The sequence below is a fragment of the Microbulbifer sp. YPW1 genome (assembly GCF_013367775.1).
Classification (GTDB): domain Bacteria; phylum Pseudomonadota; class Gammaproteobacteria; order Pseudomonadales; family Cellvibrionaceae; genus Microbulbifer.
Map to the genome: position 1 here is coordinate 631,847 of NZ_CP055157.1, position 12,671 is coordinate 644,517.

Genomic DNA, 12,671 nt, shown 5'->3' on the forward strand with positions numbered 1-12,671 from the left:
AGCAATACAAGTAGCAGCTTTTTAGACGGAACGACTATGCACACCATCGATATCAATTGCGACCTGGGCGAAGGCGCAACTGCGCAAGACTGCGCGCGCGATGCGCGTATCATGCCGTTTATTTCCCGCTGTAATATTGCGTGTGGCGGTCACGCCGGCAACGCGACCACTATGGCGCTATCGTTGCAGAATGCGCGCGCTGCCGGTATCGCCGTCGGCGCACATCCGGGTTATCCGGACCGGGAAAACTTCGGCCGCGTGTCCCTCGAACTCCCCCGCCAAGCCCTGCTCGCTTCTCTGTGCGAGCAGGTGCAAACCCTGCAAAAACTGGCAGCCGAAGAGGGAGTGACTCTCGCCCATATCAAACTGCACGGTGCACTCTATAACGATGCCGAGGCCAATGACGGCCTCGCCGATGATCTGGTGCAATTGATCGCGCAAGAATTTCCCGACCTTAAAATTCTCGCCCTGGCCAATGCTGCGATGGAAAAAGCTGCGCAAAAATACCGGCATCCGGTATTGCGCGAAGGCTTTATGGACCGCCGCTATCAGAACGACCACCAGCTTGCTCCGCGCGCCGTTGCGGGCGCAGTTATCCGGGAGTTCGACCAGTGCCTGACTCAGGTGCTGGCGCTGACCCGTGGCGAAGCTTTTGCCTCCATCGGTGATGAGCTGCTGAAATTTTCCGTCGACAGTATCTGCCTGCACGGCGACAACCCGCAGGCAGAAGTCATCGCCCGCAAGCTGCACACGGAATTGTCGCGCGCCGGAATCCGTATATGCTGACCGGCCCCGCTTTCGAGTTGCTGGCGAATGGAGACACGGCACTGGATATCCGCTTTGCTGCGGATCCCAGCGAGGCGCTGAGCGAACGCATCATCGCCCTCGCGGAGGTCATCGAGTCCTGTGCGCAGCTGCCGGCGATTACCGAGCTGGTACCCGCCTACCAGTGTCTGACCGTCTGCTACGATCCGCTGCAGCTTCCCTGCGGCAAATCCGGCGCACCGGATACCGCTTTTCTTACACAGACACTGCAATCACTGACCGGAGAAGTGCTCGCGCAGTCAGGCCGTGCGCGTGGCGAGCATCACCTGATCCGCATACCGGTGTGCTACGACGCAGCCTTTGCACCGGATATACACAACCTGTGCGCATCCTCAGGCCTCGCCGTGGACGAAATTATCCGTAGACACACCGCCCCCCACTACCTGGTACATATGCTCGGCTTCACCCCCGGATTCCTGTATCTCGGCGGACTCGACAAAAGCCTGCACTGCCCGCGCAAGGCGCGCCCGGAGTTGCAGGTGCCTGCGGGTTCCGTGGGTATTGGCGGTGCACAGACCGGTATCTACCCCCAGGCTACCCCGGGGGGCTGGCAGATCATCGGCCGCACTCCGCTGGCCCTGTTCCGTCCGCAACAAGAGCCGGCATTTATCGCCCGCCCACTGGACCGGATACAGTTTGTCGCAATCAGCGCCGCAGAATTTGCCGCAATTGATCCCATGTCCCCGCTGGAAAAAGTACCACTGGATAGTGGAATTAAACCGGAGGGCAGACGGTGAGCCTGCACATTATCAAACCGGGGTTACAGACCACCATTCAGGACGGCGGCCGTCCGGGAAATTTGCGCTGGGGACTCGCCCGCGGCGGTGCCGCGGATACTTTCGCCATGGCCCTGGGCAACCTGTTGCTGGGCAATCCTGCGTCTCACCCGTGTCTGGAAGTGGCCGTCACCGGCCCGGAAATTGAATTCACCTGCGATGTATCCATCGCCGTCACCGGTGCCCGTTTTGACCTGACCCTCAACGAACAGGCGATCGCCAACGACCGGGTAATTGCGGTGCGCCCCGGCGATCGCCTGCGCTTCGGCGCCCTCAAGTCAGGCGCACGCGCTTATATTGCCCTGGCCGGCCATATCGGGCTGCCCCCCATCCTGGGCAGTCTTTCCACCCATGTGATTGCCGGTTTCGGCGGATTGCAGGGCCGCCCCTTGCAGGCGGGGGACCGGATATCCCTGCGCCAGTGCCGCCAGGAATCCGCGCGACAACTGCCCCCCGCATACCGGCTGGATTACTCCACGCGACCGCTATTGCGCGTGGTCACCGGACTCGAAGCGCAGCATTTTTCCGACGATACCCTGGCGCGGTTTTATCAGGGCGGATTTACGGTTTCTCCCCAGAGCAATCGCATGGGTATACGACTTGCTGGCGAGCCGCTGCCCGTGGAGGGAATTCCGCAACAGGTATCCTCCGCGCTGTGTCCCGGTACCGTGCAGGTACCGCCCAATGGCCTGCCCATTATCAGTTTCGTCGAGGGACAGACCATCGGCGGCTATCCGCGTATTGCCCATGTAATCAGCGCGGATCTGCACCGCCTGGGACAGCTGACAGCGAGCGCGCGGCTGGATTTTGAAGTGGTCGATCAGCACGCGGCCCACCGCATTCTGGCGGGGAAATACCGCCTGCTCGCGGAGCTTCCATCCCTGCTGTAAACCCGTACCCGGGTATTTCCCGCACTGATTCGCAAATGACACAAGCCGGGCGCAAATGGCGCGCGATCCCCTTCCCGATACCACAGGCTTTCGCTAACTTCTCCCACGCCTGATGACAGCGCTGTCAGCGCATATGTCACAGGCCTAGCAAGCAATAACAATAACTCTGGAGAAGACATGCCAACTCAATCCCGGCCAGTCCTGGCCGCAACCCCCACAACCGCAAGGCGGCGTATCCGACAAACACACGCCAGAAGCGCCCTGTACGCCCTTGTACCGCTGATGTCGCTGCTGGCGACACCTGCACAGGCGAACCTCCCGGCAGAGCCCTACGAGGCCGGACAGAGCTATTCCGGCGGCAGCCTGGTGTGTTACCAGGACGACCTGTTCAGGGCACAGTGGTGGGCGGGCCCTTCTGACTCACCGCAAGCCGCTTACACTGCGAGCAATAGTTGGGATACCCCCTGGCTGCTGGATGACCCGGGTGCCTGCAGCGCAACGGGTACCAACCTTCCACCGCTCGCCGAGGCCAGCGCAAATCCCGCGGAAATCACCGGCCCCGGTAGCATTGCCCTGGACGGCAGCCTGTCGTCGGATCCGGACGGCGACCCGATCAGCTACGCCTGGGCACAGATAGCCCCGACAACCCCGCAGGCAAGCATCCAGGCACCGAGTGCCAGCGGTACCCAGGTAGATTTACCGGATGTGGGGGAAGACACCCTGTATCAGTTCCGGCTGGGCGTAGCGGACGCCGACCACGTTACCTACACCACGGTCGAAGTACTGCAGCGTGCGGGCGCGGTCATCCCCGTGCTCCCTGTTGCAGCGATCACGGCCTCCGATACCAACCCGACCTGTCCGGCCAGCATCGAGCTGAGCGGCGCTACCTCCAGTTACCCGGACGGGGAGACCTTCGTGTTTTTCTGGCGACAGGTCAGTGGACCCTCCGCGGAGATAGTGACCCCCAACGCCATAACCACCACCGTGAACCTGCCGGACCCGGGTGCGAATGCTTCTTATACGTTTGAGCTGGAAATCACCAACGGAGAAGTCAGTGCAACTGACTCCATTGTGATCGACCAGCAATGCGGCGACGGGGGCTTCACCATTCCCCTGAGCACACTGGAAGCCCGCGAAGCGGAACTCACGTCCAGCGAGCTGTTCAGGCAGGTCAAAGCCTCGATCGTCACCCGGGATAACACTGAGGTAGAAGCGGTGGTAGCGGGACGCGCGCAGAACCCGACGAATGTCTTGCGAGTCGAATCCATCATCGGTAATGCGGACTGGGAATTCCTGTTTCCCGTGCGTGCACCGGAATATTCCTACAGCAATTTCCTGCGCGCGGTGGCGAAATTCCCCGCCTTCTGTGGTGATTACGATGACGGCCGAGACGCCGGTGCCATCTGCCGGAAATCCCTCGCCACCATGTTCGCCCACTTCACCCAGGAAACCGGGGGCCATACCCCGCACTGGGCAGAACCGGAATGGAGCCAGGGGCTCTACTTCCTGCGCGAACAGGGCTGGAACGAAAGCACGCCGAATGGCTATGGCATCTGCGATCCCTCCACCTGGCAAGCACAGCAATGGCCCTGCGCGACCTTCGCCGATGGAAGTTACAAAAGCTATTTCGGCCGCGGCGCCAAGCAGTTGAGCTACAACTACAACTATGGCCCCTTCTCCGCCGCCATGTACGGTGATGTAAATGTGCTGCTCAAACAACCCAGCCTGGTCGCGGACACCTGGCTGAACCTGGCCAGCGCCGTGTTTTTCTTCGTCTACCCGCAACCGCCCAAGCCGAGCATGCTGCATGTTATCGACGGTACCTGGCAGCCGAACACGCACGACCTCAACAGCGGCCTGGTGCCGGGGTTCGGTGTCACCACCATGATCATCAACGGCGGCATCGAATGCGGCGGCAGCAACGAGCATGTACAATCGCAAAACCGCATCGACTATTACCGCAATTTCGCGGATTACCTGGCAGTCCCGGTACCCGCGGATGAGGTACTCGGTTGCGCCAGCATGGGCCGGTTTGAAGTGGGTGGCGCGGGCGCCATGGAGATCTACTGGGAGCAGGACTGGAGCTGGGACCCCAGCTACCCGAACGGAGAAAGCTCCGCCTGCAAACTGGTTGGCTACCAGACGCGGTTTTCAGCGTTTATTGATGGCGACTACGCGCGCTGCGTAGATCACTTCTTTGAGGTGAATATCGATTACCAGAACTGACCTTCCGCAGCCCCCGTCTTAAGCGGCTGCATGTATGAACGGATGCGGTGTCGCCAACGCGACACCGCATTGCAGTACTCGCCGGGCCCCTGGTCAGGAGTCGACCCAGCTCACCACCTCGTCTTCGTGCTTGTCTGCACAGGGCGTCGCCTTCGGTGGCACGTAACCCACGCGTTCCGTTGGCGAGCGATGCTGTTGCTCCCAGTGCGCCACGGCTTCACCGCAGAGGGACTTCTGCTCCTCCGTAAGAGGCACACCATTCGGCCACTTGCCGAGCTCAATCGCGCGCTTGAGGCTACCCACAATCTGAGGATTGAGGGCCTGCAGTAAATCATTCAGGGACTGGAACATATCGGCTACCGTCGCGAAGGATGCGTTAAAACCTGGATCAAAAACAAAAAAAGCCGGTCAATGACCGGCTTTTCTCGCTCGGCACAAAACTCGTACCGATAAACCCGGGGCTATTCGCCTCAGGCTTCAGCTGCTTCTGCAGTCTCGTCCGCTACCGGACGATCCACCAGCTCGACGTAGGCCATTGGAGCCTTGTCGCCTGCACGGAAACCGCATTTCAGAATGCGGATGTATCCGCCCGGGCGGGCTTCATAACGGGGACCCAGTTCGTCGAACAGCTTGCGCACAGCATCCTTGTCACGGATACGGGCGAAAGCCAGACGGCGGTTAGCAACACTGTCTTTCTTGGCCAGGGTGATCAGCGGCTCAGCAACGCGACGCAGCTCCTTGGCTTTGGGCAGTGTGGTTTTGATCAGTTCGTGCTCTACCAGAGAGGCGGTCATGTTCTTGAACATGGCCTTGCGGTGAGAGCTGGTACGACTGAATTTACGGCCACTATAACGATGACGCATAACTCAATTCCTCACGACTTCAATTGCTTTCTCAGCAAGTCGTCTGGGAGCGGTGCTTGCGGTTGCGCACACCACTCGGTTTTCTTCACGCGGGCGGGCGAGGCCCGCGCCACAAACGCTTTACAGGGAGCTCAGCTTGCTGTCGCCCTTGAGGCTGGCCGGCGGCCAGTTTTCGAGGCGCATACCCAGGGACAGACCACGGGAAGCCAGAACGTCCTTGATCTCGGTCAGGGACTTCTTGCCCAGGTTCGGGGTCTTGAGCAGCTCTACTTCGGTACGCTGAATCAGGTCGCCGATGTAGTAGATGTTCTCTGCTTTCAGACAGTTGGCCGAACGCACGGTCAGCTCCAGGTCGTCTACCGGACGCAACAGCACCGGATCGACTTCCTCTTCCTTGGTTTCCGGCTGGGCATCCTTCTCGCCTTCCAGATCCACAAATACTGCCAGCTGCTGCTGGAGAATAGTGGCGGCGCGACGGATTGCTTCTTCCGGATCCAGAGTACCGTTGGTCTCCAGGTCCAGAACCAGCTTGTCCAGGTCGGTGCGCTGTTCTACACGCGCGGATTCCACGCTGTAGGAAACGCGACGAACCGGGCCAAAAGAGGCGTCCAGCTGCAGACGGCCGATAGAGCGGGTCTCTTCTTCGTCTTCACGACGCGCATCGGCGGGCTGGTAGCCACGGCCGCGCGCTACGGTCAGACGCAGGTTGAGTTCCACGTCACCGGTGATGTTGGCGATCACGTGCTCAGGGTTCACGATTTCAATGTCGTGGTCCACCTGAATGTCGCCAGCGGTTACTGCGCCCGGGCCCTTCTTGCTCAGGCTCAGCACTGCCTGGTCCTTGCCGTGCATCACCACCGCAATTTCCTTCAGGTTGAGCAGGATTTCAATTACGTCTTCCTGCACGCCCTCAATTGCGCTGTACTCGTGCTCAACACCGTCGATCTCAACTTCAGTGACGGCGCAGCCCGGCATGGAGGACAGCAGGATGCGGCGCAGCGCGTTGCCAAGAGTGTGGCCGAAACCACGCTCCAGCGGTTCCAGAACCACTTTAGCGTGGTTCTGGTTGTACTCGGTGACGTCAATACGACGAGGTGTCAAAAACTCGTTGACAGCAGTCTGCATAGCCATACCTGTATTACAGTTTTATTCCTTAAATGGAACAGAGCCTTACTTGGAGTAGAGTTCCACGATAAGGTTTTCATTGATCTCTGCCGGCAGATCGACGCGATCAGGAACGCGCTTGAAGGTACCTTCGAGCTTGCTCGCGTTCACGTCTACCCACTCTACGTCACCGCGCTGTGCAGCGAGGGAAACGGAGTTCTGGATACGCATCTGCTTTTTGGCTTTCTCGCGAATAGCGATAACGTCGCCTTCCTTAACCTGATAGGAAGGGATGTTTACTGCGCTACCGTTAACCAGGATCGCCTTGTGGGAAACCAGCTGACGCGCTTCAGAGCGAGTAGAGCCGAAGCCCATGCGGTAAACCACGTTGTCGAGGCGTTTTTCCAGAAGCTTCAGCAGGTTTTCACCAGTTGCACCTTTCAGGCGCGCCGCTTCCTTATAGTAGTTACGGAACTGCTTTTCCAGCACGCCGTAGATGCGGCGTACTTTTTGCTTTTCACGCAGCTGAACGCCGTAGTCGGACAGGCGACCGCGACCGGCGCCATGAACGCCAGGCTTGGTTTCCGCGCGGCACTTAGATTCGTGCGGGCGAACGCCACTTTTCAGCTGAAGATCGGTACCTTCCCGACGGGAAAGCTTACATTTTGGTCCAATATAACGTGCCATTTCGTCAACCCCCTCTTACACGCGACGTTTCTTGGGCGGACGACAACCGTTATGCGGGATCGGCGTCACGTCGGTGATGTTGGTGATCTTGTAGCCGCAGTTGTTCAGGGCGCGAACGGCAGATTCACGACCCGGGCCGGGGCCCTTAACTTCGACATCAAGGTTTTTCAGGCCGTACTCCTGAGCGGCAGTACCTGCGCGTTCAGCGGCAACCTGGGCTGCGAAAGGGGTACTCTTACGAGAACCGCGGAAACCGGAGCCACCTGCAGTAGCCCAGCTCAGAGTGTTGCCCTGACGGTCAGTGATCGTCACGATCGTGTTGTTGAACGATGCGTGGATGTGGGCAACACCGTCGACAACGGTCTTTTTGACCTTTTTGCGAACAGTAGTTTTTGGCTTAGCCATACCTGTATCCTAAATCCTGTACTTGTGAAGACTAGCGCGATCGATTACTTACGGATCGGCTTGCGCGGACCCTTACGGGTACGGGCGTTAGTCTTGGTGCGCTGACCGCGAAGCGGCAGGCTGCGACGGTGACGCAGACCGCGGAAGCAACCCAGGTCCATCAGACGTTTGATGTTCATGGATACTTCACGACGCAGATCACCTTCAACGGTCAGTTTCGCAACTTCACCGCGGATGGTTTCGATCTGGTCTTCGGACAGATCACGAAGTTTGGTGGATTCAGCGATACCTACCGCTGCCAGAATAGATTTTGCAGTAGTGCGACCGACACCATAGATATGGGTCAGGGAGATCACTGCGTGCTTGTGGTCTGGTACATTGACACCAGCAATACGTGCCATAGAGGCGTACTCCACGTATTGTGAACCAGCGCAATTTTGGTGATGGCGCGGCTCAATTCTCGATTCGGCGCTGACAGCGAATAAAAAGCCACCAGCACCACCAAAAAGGCGCGCAAGAATAGCTTTTCAGACACCAAATTGCAATAGCCCGCCCTCCCAAGGCCGAAACCCGGGGTAAAGCGGACGACAGTCAACGCCCCCTGTTTGAAACCTTTGAATCAGGCCAAACGGCTGACTCTCTGGTTTCGCCGCACGCTAATTGCGTTGCGGAGCGCCTTTTTACACGGGGCTGTGCAAGAAGGCAAATTTTTGATCACTCTTTACAACACCGGTAAACCGGACCTTGTAGAGAATGGCGTCGCTAGAAGCCCATCCCAGGGCGGACGCCGGCCCGACCATCCTTGGCCGGTCGCCAGGCAATGCTGCGGAATGCCACCGGCATTCCGCTCATTGCTTAGCCCTGCCGCTGCTTGTGACGCGGTTCGGCGCTGCAGATTACCCGCAGAACACCTTTACGACGTACGATTTTGCAGTTACGGCAGATCTTTTTAACAGAAGCGCGTACTTTCATGACCTTACCTCAATTCAATCCTGCTGCTGTGGATGCCAATCAACGGCGGCCGTAGCTTTGCAGATTTGCCTTTTTCATCATCCCCTCGTACTGGTGGGACAGCAAATGCGACTGCACCTGCGCCATGAAGTCCATCACTACGACCACAACGATCAGCAGCGAAGTACCTCCCAGATAGAAAGGAATGTTCAGCCCGACCACCAGGAACTGCGGCAGCAGGGATACCAGAGCGATGTAACAGGCACCGACCAGGGTCAAACGAGTCAGAACGCTGTCGATATAACGCGCGGTCTGCTCACCGGGACGGATACCGGGCACATATGCACCGGATTTTTTCAGGTTGTCTGCCACTTCATTCGGGTTGAACATCAACGCCGTGTAGAAGAAACAGAAGAAGCCAATCAACAGTGCGAACAGAATAATGTTCAGCGGCTGACCGGGGCCCAGCTGGAGCGCCATCCACTGCAGGATCTGCGCACCGATACCTTCGCCACCCTGACCGAACCACTGCGCCAGAGTCGCAGGGAACAGCAGGATACTGCTGGCAAAGATAACCGGGATTACACCGGCCATGTTGACCTTCAGCGGCAGGTGGCTGGACTGTGCCGCCGGCGCCTGGGAGTAACGACCCGCCTGGCGCCGCGCGTGATTAATGGTGATACGGCGTTGGCCGCGTTCCATAACCACAACGAAGTAGACAACAGCAATCGCCACGAAGCCGATAGCCAGCAGCATCAGGATATGCAATTCACCCTGACGCGCCTGCTCGAAAGCCTGGCCAATAGCACTGGGCAGCCCGGCAACGATACCGGCGAAGATCAGCATGGAAATACCATTGCCAACACCGCGCTCGGTGATCTGCTCCCCCAGCCACATCATGAACACTGCACCGGTTACCAGTGACACTACGGCCACAAAGTAGAAACCGAATGCCGGCTCAGCGGAATATGCGAGGTTCTGACCGGCGAGACCAAAGGTCATACCGATGCCCTGGATCAGAGCCAGCAATACCGTTAAATAACGGGTGTACTGGTTGATCTTGCGACGCCCTGCATCACCTTCCTTCTTTAACGCCTCCAGAGAAGGCGTCACCGCGGTCATCAACTGCATAATGATGGACGCGGAGATGTAAGGCATGATCCCGAGGGCCAGAATACTCATCCGTTCCAGTGCGCCACCGGAAAACATGTTGAACAGGCCAAGGATGGTTCCCTGGTTCTGATTAAACAGGTTTGCCAGCTTTTCCGGATCAATACCGGGCACCGGAATATGGGTCCCTATACGATATACGAGAATCGCGAGAAACAGAAAACGAAGGCGAGCCCAAAGCTCGCCTAATCCCTTGCCGTTACCCAGGGAGTTAACACCAGATCCTGGTCGTGCCATTGGGGCCTCGATTTAGTCTTCTACTTTTCCGCCAGCAGCTTCGATGGCCGCTTTAGCACCTTTGGTGACGCCGAGACCTTTCACGGTTACCGCTTTGGTCAGCTCACCGGAAAGGAACACTTTGGCGCGCTTAATGTGGCTGCCGATAATATCGGCATTTTTCAGCGCTGCCAAATCAATCGTGTCACCTTCTACCTTCGCCAGCTCCGCCAGACGCACTTCCGCTACAAAGCGGCCAACGCGAGAGGTGAAACCGTACTTCGGCAGGCGCTTCTGCAGCGGCATCTGACCGCCTTCGAAGCCCGGACGAACGCTACCACCGGAACGGGCCTTTTGACCCTTGTGACCACGGCCACCGGTTTTACCCAGACCGCTACCGATGCCGCGACCAACGCGCTTGGCGCTGTGCTTGTGACCCTCAGCGGGAGACAAATCGTTTAAACGCATGTTACGCCTCCTCAACTTTAACGAGGTAGTTCACTTTGTTGATCATGCCGCGCACAGAGGGAGTGTCTTCCACTTCCACAGTGTGACCGATGCGGCGCAGACCCAGACCAGCAACACATGCCTGATGATTTTTCAGGCGACCGTTGATGCTCTTGACCTGGGTGACTTTGATGGTCTTCTTAGCCATGACTCATTCACTCAAAGCAAGTTCAGAGTGGGCCGCAGCGATAGTGCTGCTGCGACCCAAACCGAATCAGTTCAGGATTTCTTCCACAGACTTGCCACGCTTGGCGGCGACGTCTTCCGGGCTGCTCATTTTGCCCAGAGCACTGAAAGTGGCGCGAACGACGTTTACCGGGTTGGTAGAGCCGTAGCACTTGGCCAGTACGTTGTGGACACCAGCCATTTCCAGTACGGAGCGCATGGCACCGCCGGCAATTACACCGGTACCCTGGGAAGCGGGCTGCATGTATACCTTGGAACCGCCGTGGCGACCGTTGGTAGCGTACTGAATGGTGTCACCGTTCAGGTCTACCTGGATCATGTTGCGACGCGCAGCTTCCATTGCCTTTTGGATGGCAACTGGCACTTCGCGAGCCTTGCCACGACCAAAGCCAACGCGGCCATTGCCATCGCCAACTACGGTCAGAGCGGTGAACGCGAAGATACGACCACCTTTTACGGTTTTGGCAACGCGATTGACCTGGACCAGCTTTTCCTGGAGGCCTTCGTCGTTGCTCTTCTCGACTTTATCTCTAGCCATAACTCAACCCTTAGAATTTCAGACCGGCTTCGCGGGCAGCGTCTGCCAGGGCCTTAACACGGCCGTGGTATTTGAAACCGCTGCGATCGAAGGCTACCGCTTCAACGCCGGCGGCCTTGGCACGCTCAGCGATCAGGGTACCGACGGCTTTAGCAGCGTCGACGTTGCCGGTTTTGCTTTCACGCAGGTCCTTGTCCAGAGTAGAGGCAGAGGCCAATACCTTGTCGCCTTCGGCAGACAGGATCTGTGCGTATATGTGGCGCGGAGTGCGGTTCACTGTCAGGCGAACGGCGCCCAGCTCACGGAACTTGGCGCGGGCACGACGTGCACGACGCAAGCGAGATTGCTTTTTAACGTTCATATCTATGCCTTACTTCTTCTTGGCCTCTTTGCGATACACGCGCTCATCGGCGTAGCGGACACCCTTACCTTTGTAGGGCTCCGGCGGACGGAATGCGCGGATCTCTGCGGCCACTTGACCCAACAGCTGCTTGTCGCTGCTCTTCAGTACGATTTCAGTCTGGCTCGGAGTCTCTGCGGTTACGCCTTCCGGAAGTGCGTAATCGATCGGGTGAGAGAAACCGAGAGTCAGGTTAACGGTCTTACCGGATGCTTTCGCACGGTAACCAACACCGTTCAGCTGCAGCTTCTTTTCGAAGCCCTGACTGACACCGACCACCATATTGTTAACCAGCGCACGGGTGGTACCCGCCAGTGCACGCGCCTGCTTGGAGCCATTGCGCGCGGCAAACTTCAGCTGGTTTTCTTCTTGCTTAACTTCCACATCAGAGTGGACGTTGAAGTTCAGATTGCCGTTACCACCTTTTACAGCGATATCCTGACCTTTCAGGTCAACGGAAACGCCAGCGGGGATCTGAACTGGATCATTTGCTACTCGAGACATTTCAACCCCCGCTTAGAATACGGTGCAGAGCACTTCGCCACCGACGCCAGCCTGACGGGCTGCACGATCAGTCATCACACCTTGAGAGGTGGAAACGATCGCGATACCCAGGCCACCGCGTACGGAAGGCAGCGCTTTTTTACCGGCGTAGTTACGCAGGCCCGGACGGGAAACCCGATCCAGCTCAGCGATAACCGGCTTGCCCTGAAAGTATTTCAGTTCGATGGTCAGTTCAGGCTTGGCGCCTTCGCTGACGGCTACACCAGTAACGTAACCTTCGTCTTTCAGAACGTTGGCTACAGCTACTTTCAGTTTTGATGAAGGCATGGAAACACTGCCCTTTCCGCGGCCCAGGGCGTTGCGGATGCGGGTCAGCATATCTGCCAACGGATCTTGCATACTCATTACTTAAGACTCCTCAAG

The 12,671-nt window shown here is 58.0% G+C and carries 18 protein-coding genes; 4 read left to right on the forward strand and 14 right to left on the reverse strand.

What is annotated here, in order from left to right:
• Positions 1 to 36: 36 nt before the first annotated feature.
• The 4 genes from pxpA to HUW35_RS02680 all read left to right on the forward strand — a co-directional run bounded on the left by pxpA (position 37) and on the right by HUW35_RS02680 (position 4,717).
• Positions 37 to 786: a 5-oxoprolinase subunit PxpA gene (pxpA, locus tag HUW35_RS02665; protein ID WP_181254156.1), complete on the forward strand. Its 750-nt coding sequence runs from the start codon at positions 37 to 39 to the stop codon at positions 784 to 786.
• Positions 780 to 1,562, forward strand: coding sequence for a 5-oxoprolinase subunit PxpB (pxpB, locus tag HUW35_RS02670; protein WP_181254157.1), 783 nt, complete (start codon positions 780 to 782; stop codon positions 1,560 to 1,562). The genes pxpA and pxpB overlap by 7 nt, the downstream gene beginning before the upstream one ends.
• Positions 1,559 to 2,491, forward strand: coding sequence for a biotin-dependent carboxyltransferase family protein (locus HUW35_RS02675; protein ID WP_181254158.1), 933 nt, complete (start codon positions 1,559 to 1,561; stop codon positions 2,489 to 2,491). Before pxpB ends, HUW35_RS02675 begins: the two co-directional genes overlap by 4 nt.
• Positions 2,492 to 2,668: 177 nt before the next feature.
• Positions 2,669 to 4,717 carry a glycoside hydrolase family 19 protein gene (locus HUW35_RS02680; RefSeq protein WP_219932637.1) on the forward strand — a complete coding sequence of 683 codons (2,049 nt, stop codon included), beginning with the start codon at positions 2,669 to 2,671 and terminating at the stop codon, positions 4,715 to 4,717.
• Between the two features lie 93 nt (positions 4,718 to 4,810).
• Here HUW35_RS02680 and HUW35_RS02685 read toward each other — a convergent pair whose 3' ends face one another.
• The 14 genes from HUW35_RS02685 to rpsH form a co-directional block, all read right to left on the reverse strand.
• Positions 4,811 to 5,068, reverse strand: a complete 258-nt coding sequence (locus tag HUW35_RS02685) for a YeaC family protein (RefSeq protein WP_181254159.1) — start codon at positions 5,066 to 5,068, stop codon at positions 4,811 to 4,813.
• 119 nt (positions 5,069 to 5,187) lie between these two features.
• Complete coding sequence (gene rplQ / locus HUW35_RS02690) at positions 5,188 to 5,580, reverse strand: 50S ribosomal protein L17 (RefSeq protein WP_010133817.1); 393 nt, start codon at positions 5,578 to 5,580, stop codon at positions 5,188 to 5,190.
• 120 nt (positions 5,581 to 5,700) lie between these two features.
• Positions 5,701 to 6,705, reverse strand: a complete 1,005-nt coding sequence (rpoA, locus tag HUW35_RS02695) for a DNA-directed RNA polymerase subunit alpha (protein ID WP_181254160.1) — start codon at positions 6,703 to 6,705, stop codon at positions 5,701 to 5,703.
• A gap of 45 nt (positions 6,706 to 6,750) precedes the next feature.
• On the reverse strand, positions 6,751 to 7,371 hold the full coding sequence (rpsD, locus tag HUW35_RS02700; protein ID WP_078084436.1) for a 30S ribosomal protein S4: 621 nt from the start codon (positions 7,369 to 7,371) through the stop codon (positions 6,751 to 6,753).
• A 15-nt stretch (positions 7,372 to 7,386) separates the two neighbouring features.
• Positions 7,387 to 7,776 (reverse strand): 30S ribosomal protein S11, encoded by a 390-nt coding sequence (rpsK, locus tag HUW35_RS02705; RefSeq protein ID WP_043320820.1) that lies wholly within the window; start codon positions 7,774 to 7,776, stop codon positions 7,387 to 7,389.
• A gap of 44 nt (positions 7,777 to 7,820) precedes the next feature.
• A complete protein-coding gene (gene rpsM / locus HUW35_RS02710) occupies positions 7,821 to 8,177 on the reverse strand; it encodes a 30S ribosomal protein S13 (protein ID WP_010133823.1) in 357 nt (118 codons plus the stop codon).
• 454 nt (positions 8,178 to 8,631) lie between these two features.
• Entirely contained in the window at positions 8,632 to 8,748 is a 117-nt protein-coding gene (rpmJ, locus tag HUW35_RS02715) for a 50S ribosomal protein L36 (protein WP_010133825.1), read from the reverse strand.
• A gap of 39 nt (positions 8,749 to 8,787) precedes the next feature.
• A complete protein-coding gene (gene secY / locus HUW35_RS02720; RefSeq protein ID WP_181254161.1) occupies positions 8,788 to 10,134 on the reverse strand; it encodes a preprotein translocase subunit SecY in 1,347 nt (448 codons plus the stop codon).
• 12 nt (positions 10,135 to 10,146) lie between these two features.
• Entirely contained in the window at positions 10,147 to 10,581 is a 435-nt protein-coding gene (rplO, locus tag HUW35_RS02725) for a 50S ribosomal protein L15 (RefSeq protein WP_078084433.1), read from the reverse strand.
• A 1-nt stretch (position 10,582) separates the two neighbouring features.
• The gene (gene rpmD, locus HUW35_RS02730) at positions 10,583 to 10,768 is read right to left on the reverse strand and encodes a 50S ribosomal protein L30 (protein ID WP_010133829.1); all 186 of its coding nucleotides are present in this window, start codon (positions 10,766 to 10,768) and stop codon (positions 10,583 to 10,585) included.
• Between the two features lie 66 nt (positions 10,769 to 10,834).
• The gene (gene rpsE / locus HUW35_RS02735) at positions 10,835 to 11,344 is read right to left on the reverse strand and encodes a 30S ribosomal protein S5 (protein WP_078084432.1); all 510 of its coding nucleotides are present in this window, start codon (positions 11,342 to 11,344) and stop codon (positions 10,835 to 10,837) included.
• 10 nt (positions 11,345 to 11,354) lie between these two features.
• On the reverse strand, positions 11,355 to 11,705 hold the full coding sequence (gene rplR, locus HUW35_RS02740) for a 50S ribosomal protein L18 (RefSeq protein WP_078084431.1): 351 nt from the start codon (positions 11,703 to 11,705) through the stop codon (positions 11,355 to 11,357).
• A 9-nt stretch (positions 11,706 to 11,714) separates the two neighbouring features.
• Entirely contained in the window at positions 11,715 to 12,248 is a 534-nt protein-coding gene (rplF, locus tag HUW35_RS02745; RefSeq protein WP_181254162.1) for a 50S ribosomal protein L6, read from the reverse strand.
• Positions 12,249 to 12,260: 12 nt separating this feature from the next.
• Positions 12,261 to 12,653 (reverse strand): 30S ribosomal protein S8, encoded by a 393-nt coding sequence (rpsH, locus tag HUW35_RS02750; RefSeq protein ID WP_078084429.1) that lies wholly within the window; start codon positions 12,651 to 12,653, stop codon positions 12,261 to 12,263.
• Positions 12,654 to 12,671: the final 18 nt, after the last annotated feature.

What these genes read in the sequence shown, in the direction of transcription:
- pxpA (WP_181254156.1), top strand. Translation starts at nt 37, where the DNA reads ATGCACACCATCGATATCAATTGCGACCTGGGCGAAGGCGCAACTGCG.
- pxpB (WP_181254157.1), top strand. Translation starts at nt 780, where the DNA reads ATGCTGACCGGCCCCGCTTTCGAGTTGCTGGCGAATGGAGACACGGCA.
- HUW35_RS02680 (WP_219932637.1), top strand. Translation starts at nt 2,669, where the DNA reads ATGCCAACTCAATCCCGGCCAGTCCTGGCCGCAACCCCCACAACCGCA.
- HUW35_RS02685 (WP_181254159.1), bottom strand. Translation starts at nt 5,068, where the DNA reads ATGTTCCAGTCCCTGAATGATTTACTGCAGGCCCTCAATCCTCAGATT.
- rplQ (WP_010133817.1), bottom strand. Translation starts at nt 5,580, where the DNA reads ATGCGTCATCGTTATAGTGGCCGTAAATTCAGTCGTACCAGCTCTCAC.
- rpoA (WP_181254160.1), bottom strand. Translation starts at nt 6,705, where the DNA reads ATGCAGACTGCTGTCAACGAGTTTTTGACACCTCGTCGTATTGACGTC.
- rpsD (WP_078084436.1), bottom strand. Translation starts at nt 7,371, where the DNA reads ATGGCACGTTATATTGGACCAAAATGTAAGCTTTCCCGTCGGGAAGGT.
- rpsK (WP_043320820.1), bottom strand. Translation starts at nt 7,776, where the DNA reads ATGGCTAAGCCAAAAACTACTGTTCGCAAAAAGGTCAAAAAGACCGTT.
- rpsM (WP_010133823.1), bottom strand. Translation starts at nt 8,177, where the DNA reads ATGGCACGTATTGCTGGTGTCAATGTACCAGACCACAAGCACGCAGTG.
- rpmJ (WP_010133825.1), bottom strand. Translation starts at nt 8,748, where the DNA reads ATGAAAGTACGCGCTTCTGTTAAAAAGATCTGCCGTAACTGCAAAATC.
- secY (WP_181254161.1), bottom strand. Translation starts at nt 10,134, where the DNA reads ATGGCACGACCAGGATCTGGTGTTAACTCCCTGGGTAACGGCAAGGGA.
- rplO (WP_078084433.1), bottom strand. Translation starts at nt 10,581, where the DNA reads ATGCGTTTAAACGATTTGTCTCCCGCTGAGGGTCACAAGCACAGCGCC.
- rpmD (WP_010133829.1), bottom strand. Translation starts at nt 10,768, where the DNA reads ATGGCTAAGAAGACCATCAAAGTCACCCAGGTCAAGAGCATCAACGGT.
- rpsE (WP_078084432.1), bottom strand. Translation starts at nt 11,344, where the DNA reads ATGGCTAGAGATAAAGTCGAGAAGAGCAACGACGAAGGCCTCCAGGAA.
- rplR (WP_078084431.1), bottom strand. Translation starts at nt 11,705, where the DNA reads ATGAACGTTAAAAAGCAATCTCGCTTGCGTCGTGCACGTCGTGCCCGC.
- rplF (WP_181254162.1), bottom strand. Translation starts at nt 12,248, where the DNA reads ATGTCTCGAGTAGCAAATGATCCAGTTCAGATCCCCGCTGGCGTTTCC.
- rpsH (WP_078084429.1), bottom strand. Translation starts at nt 12,653, where the DNA reads ATGAGTATGCAAGATCCGTTGGCAGATATGCTGACCCGCATCCGCAAC.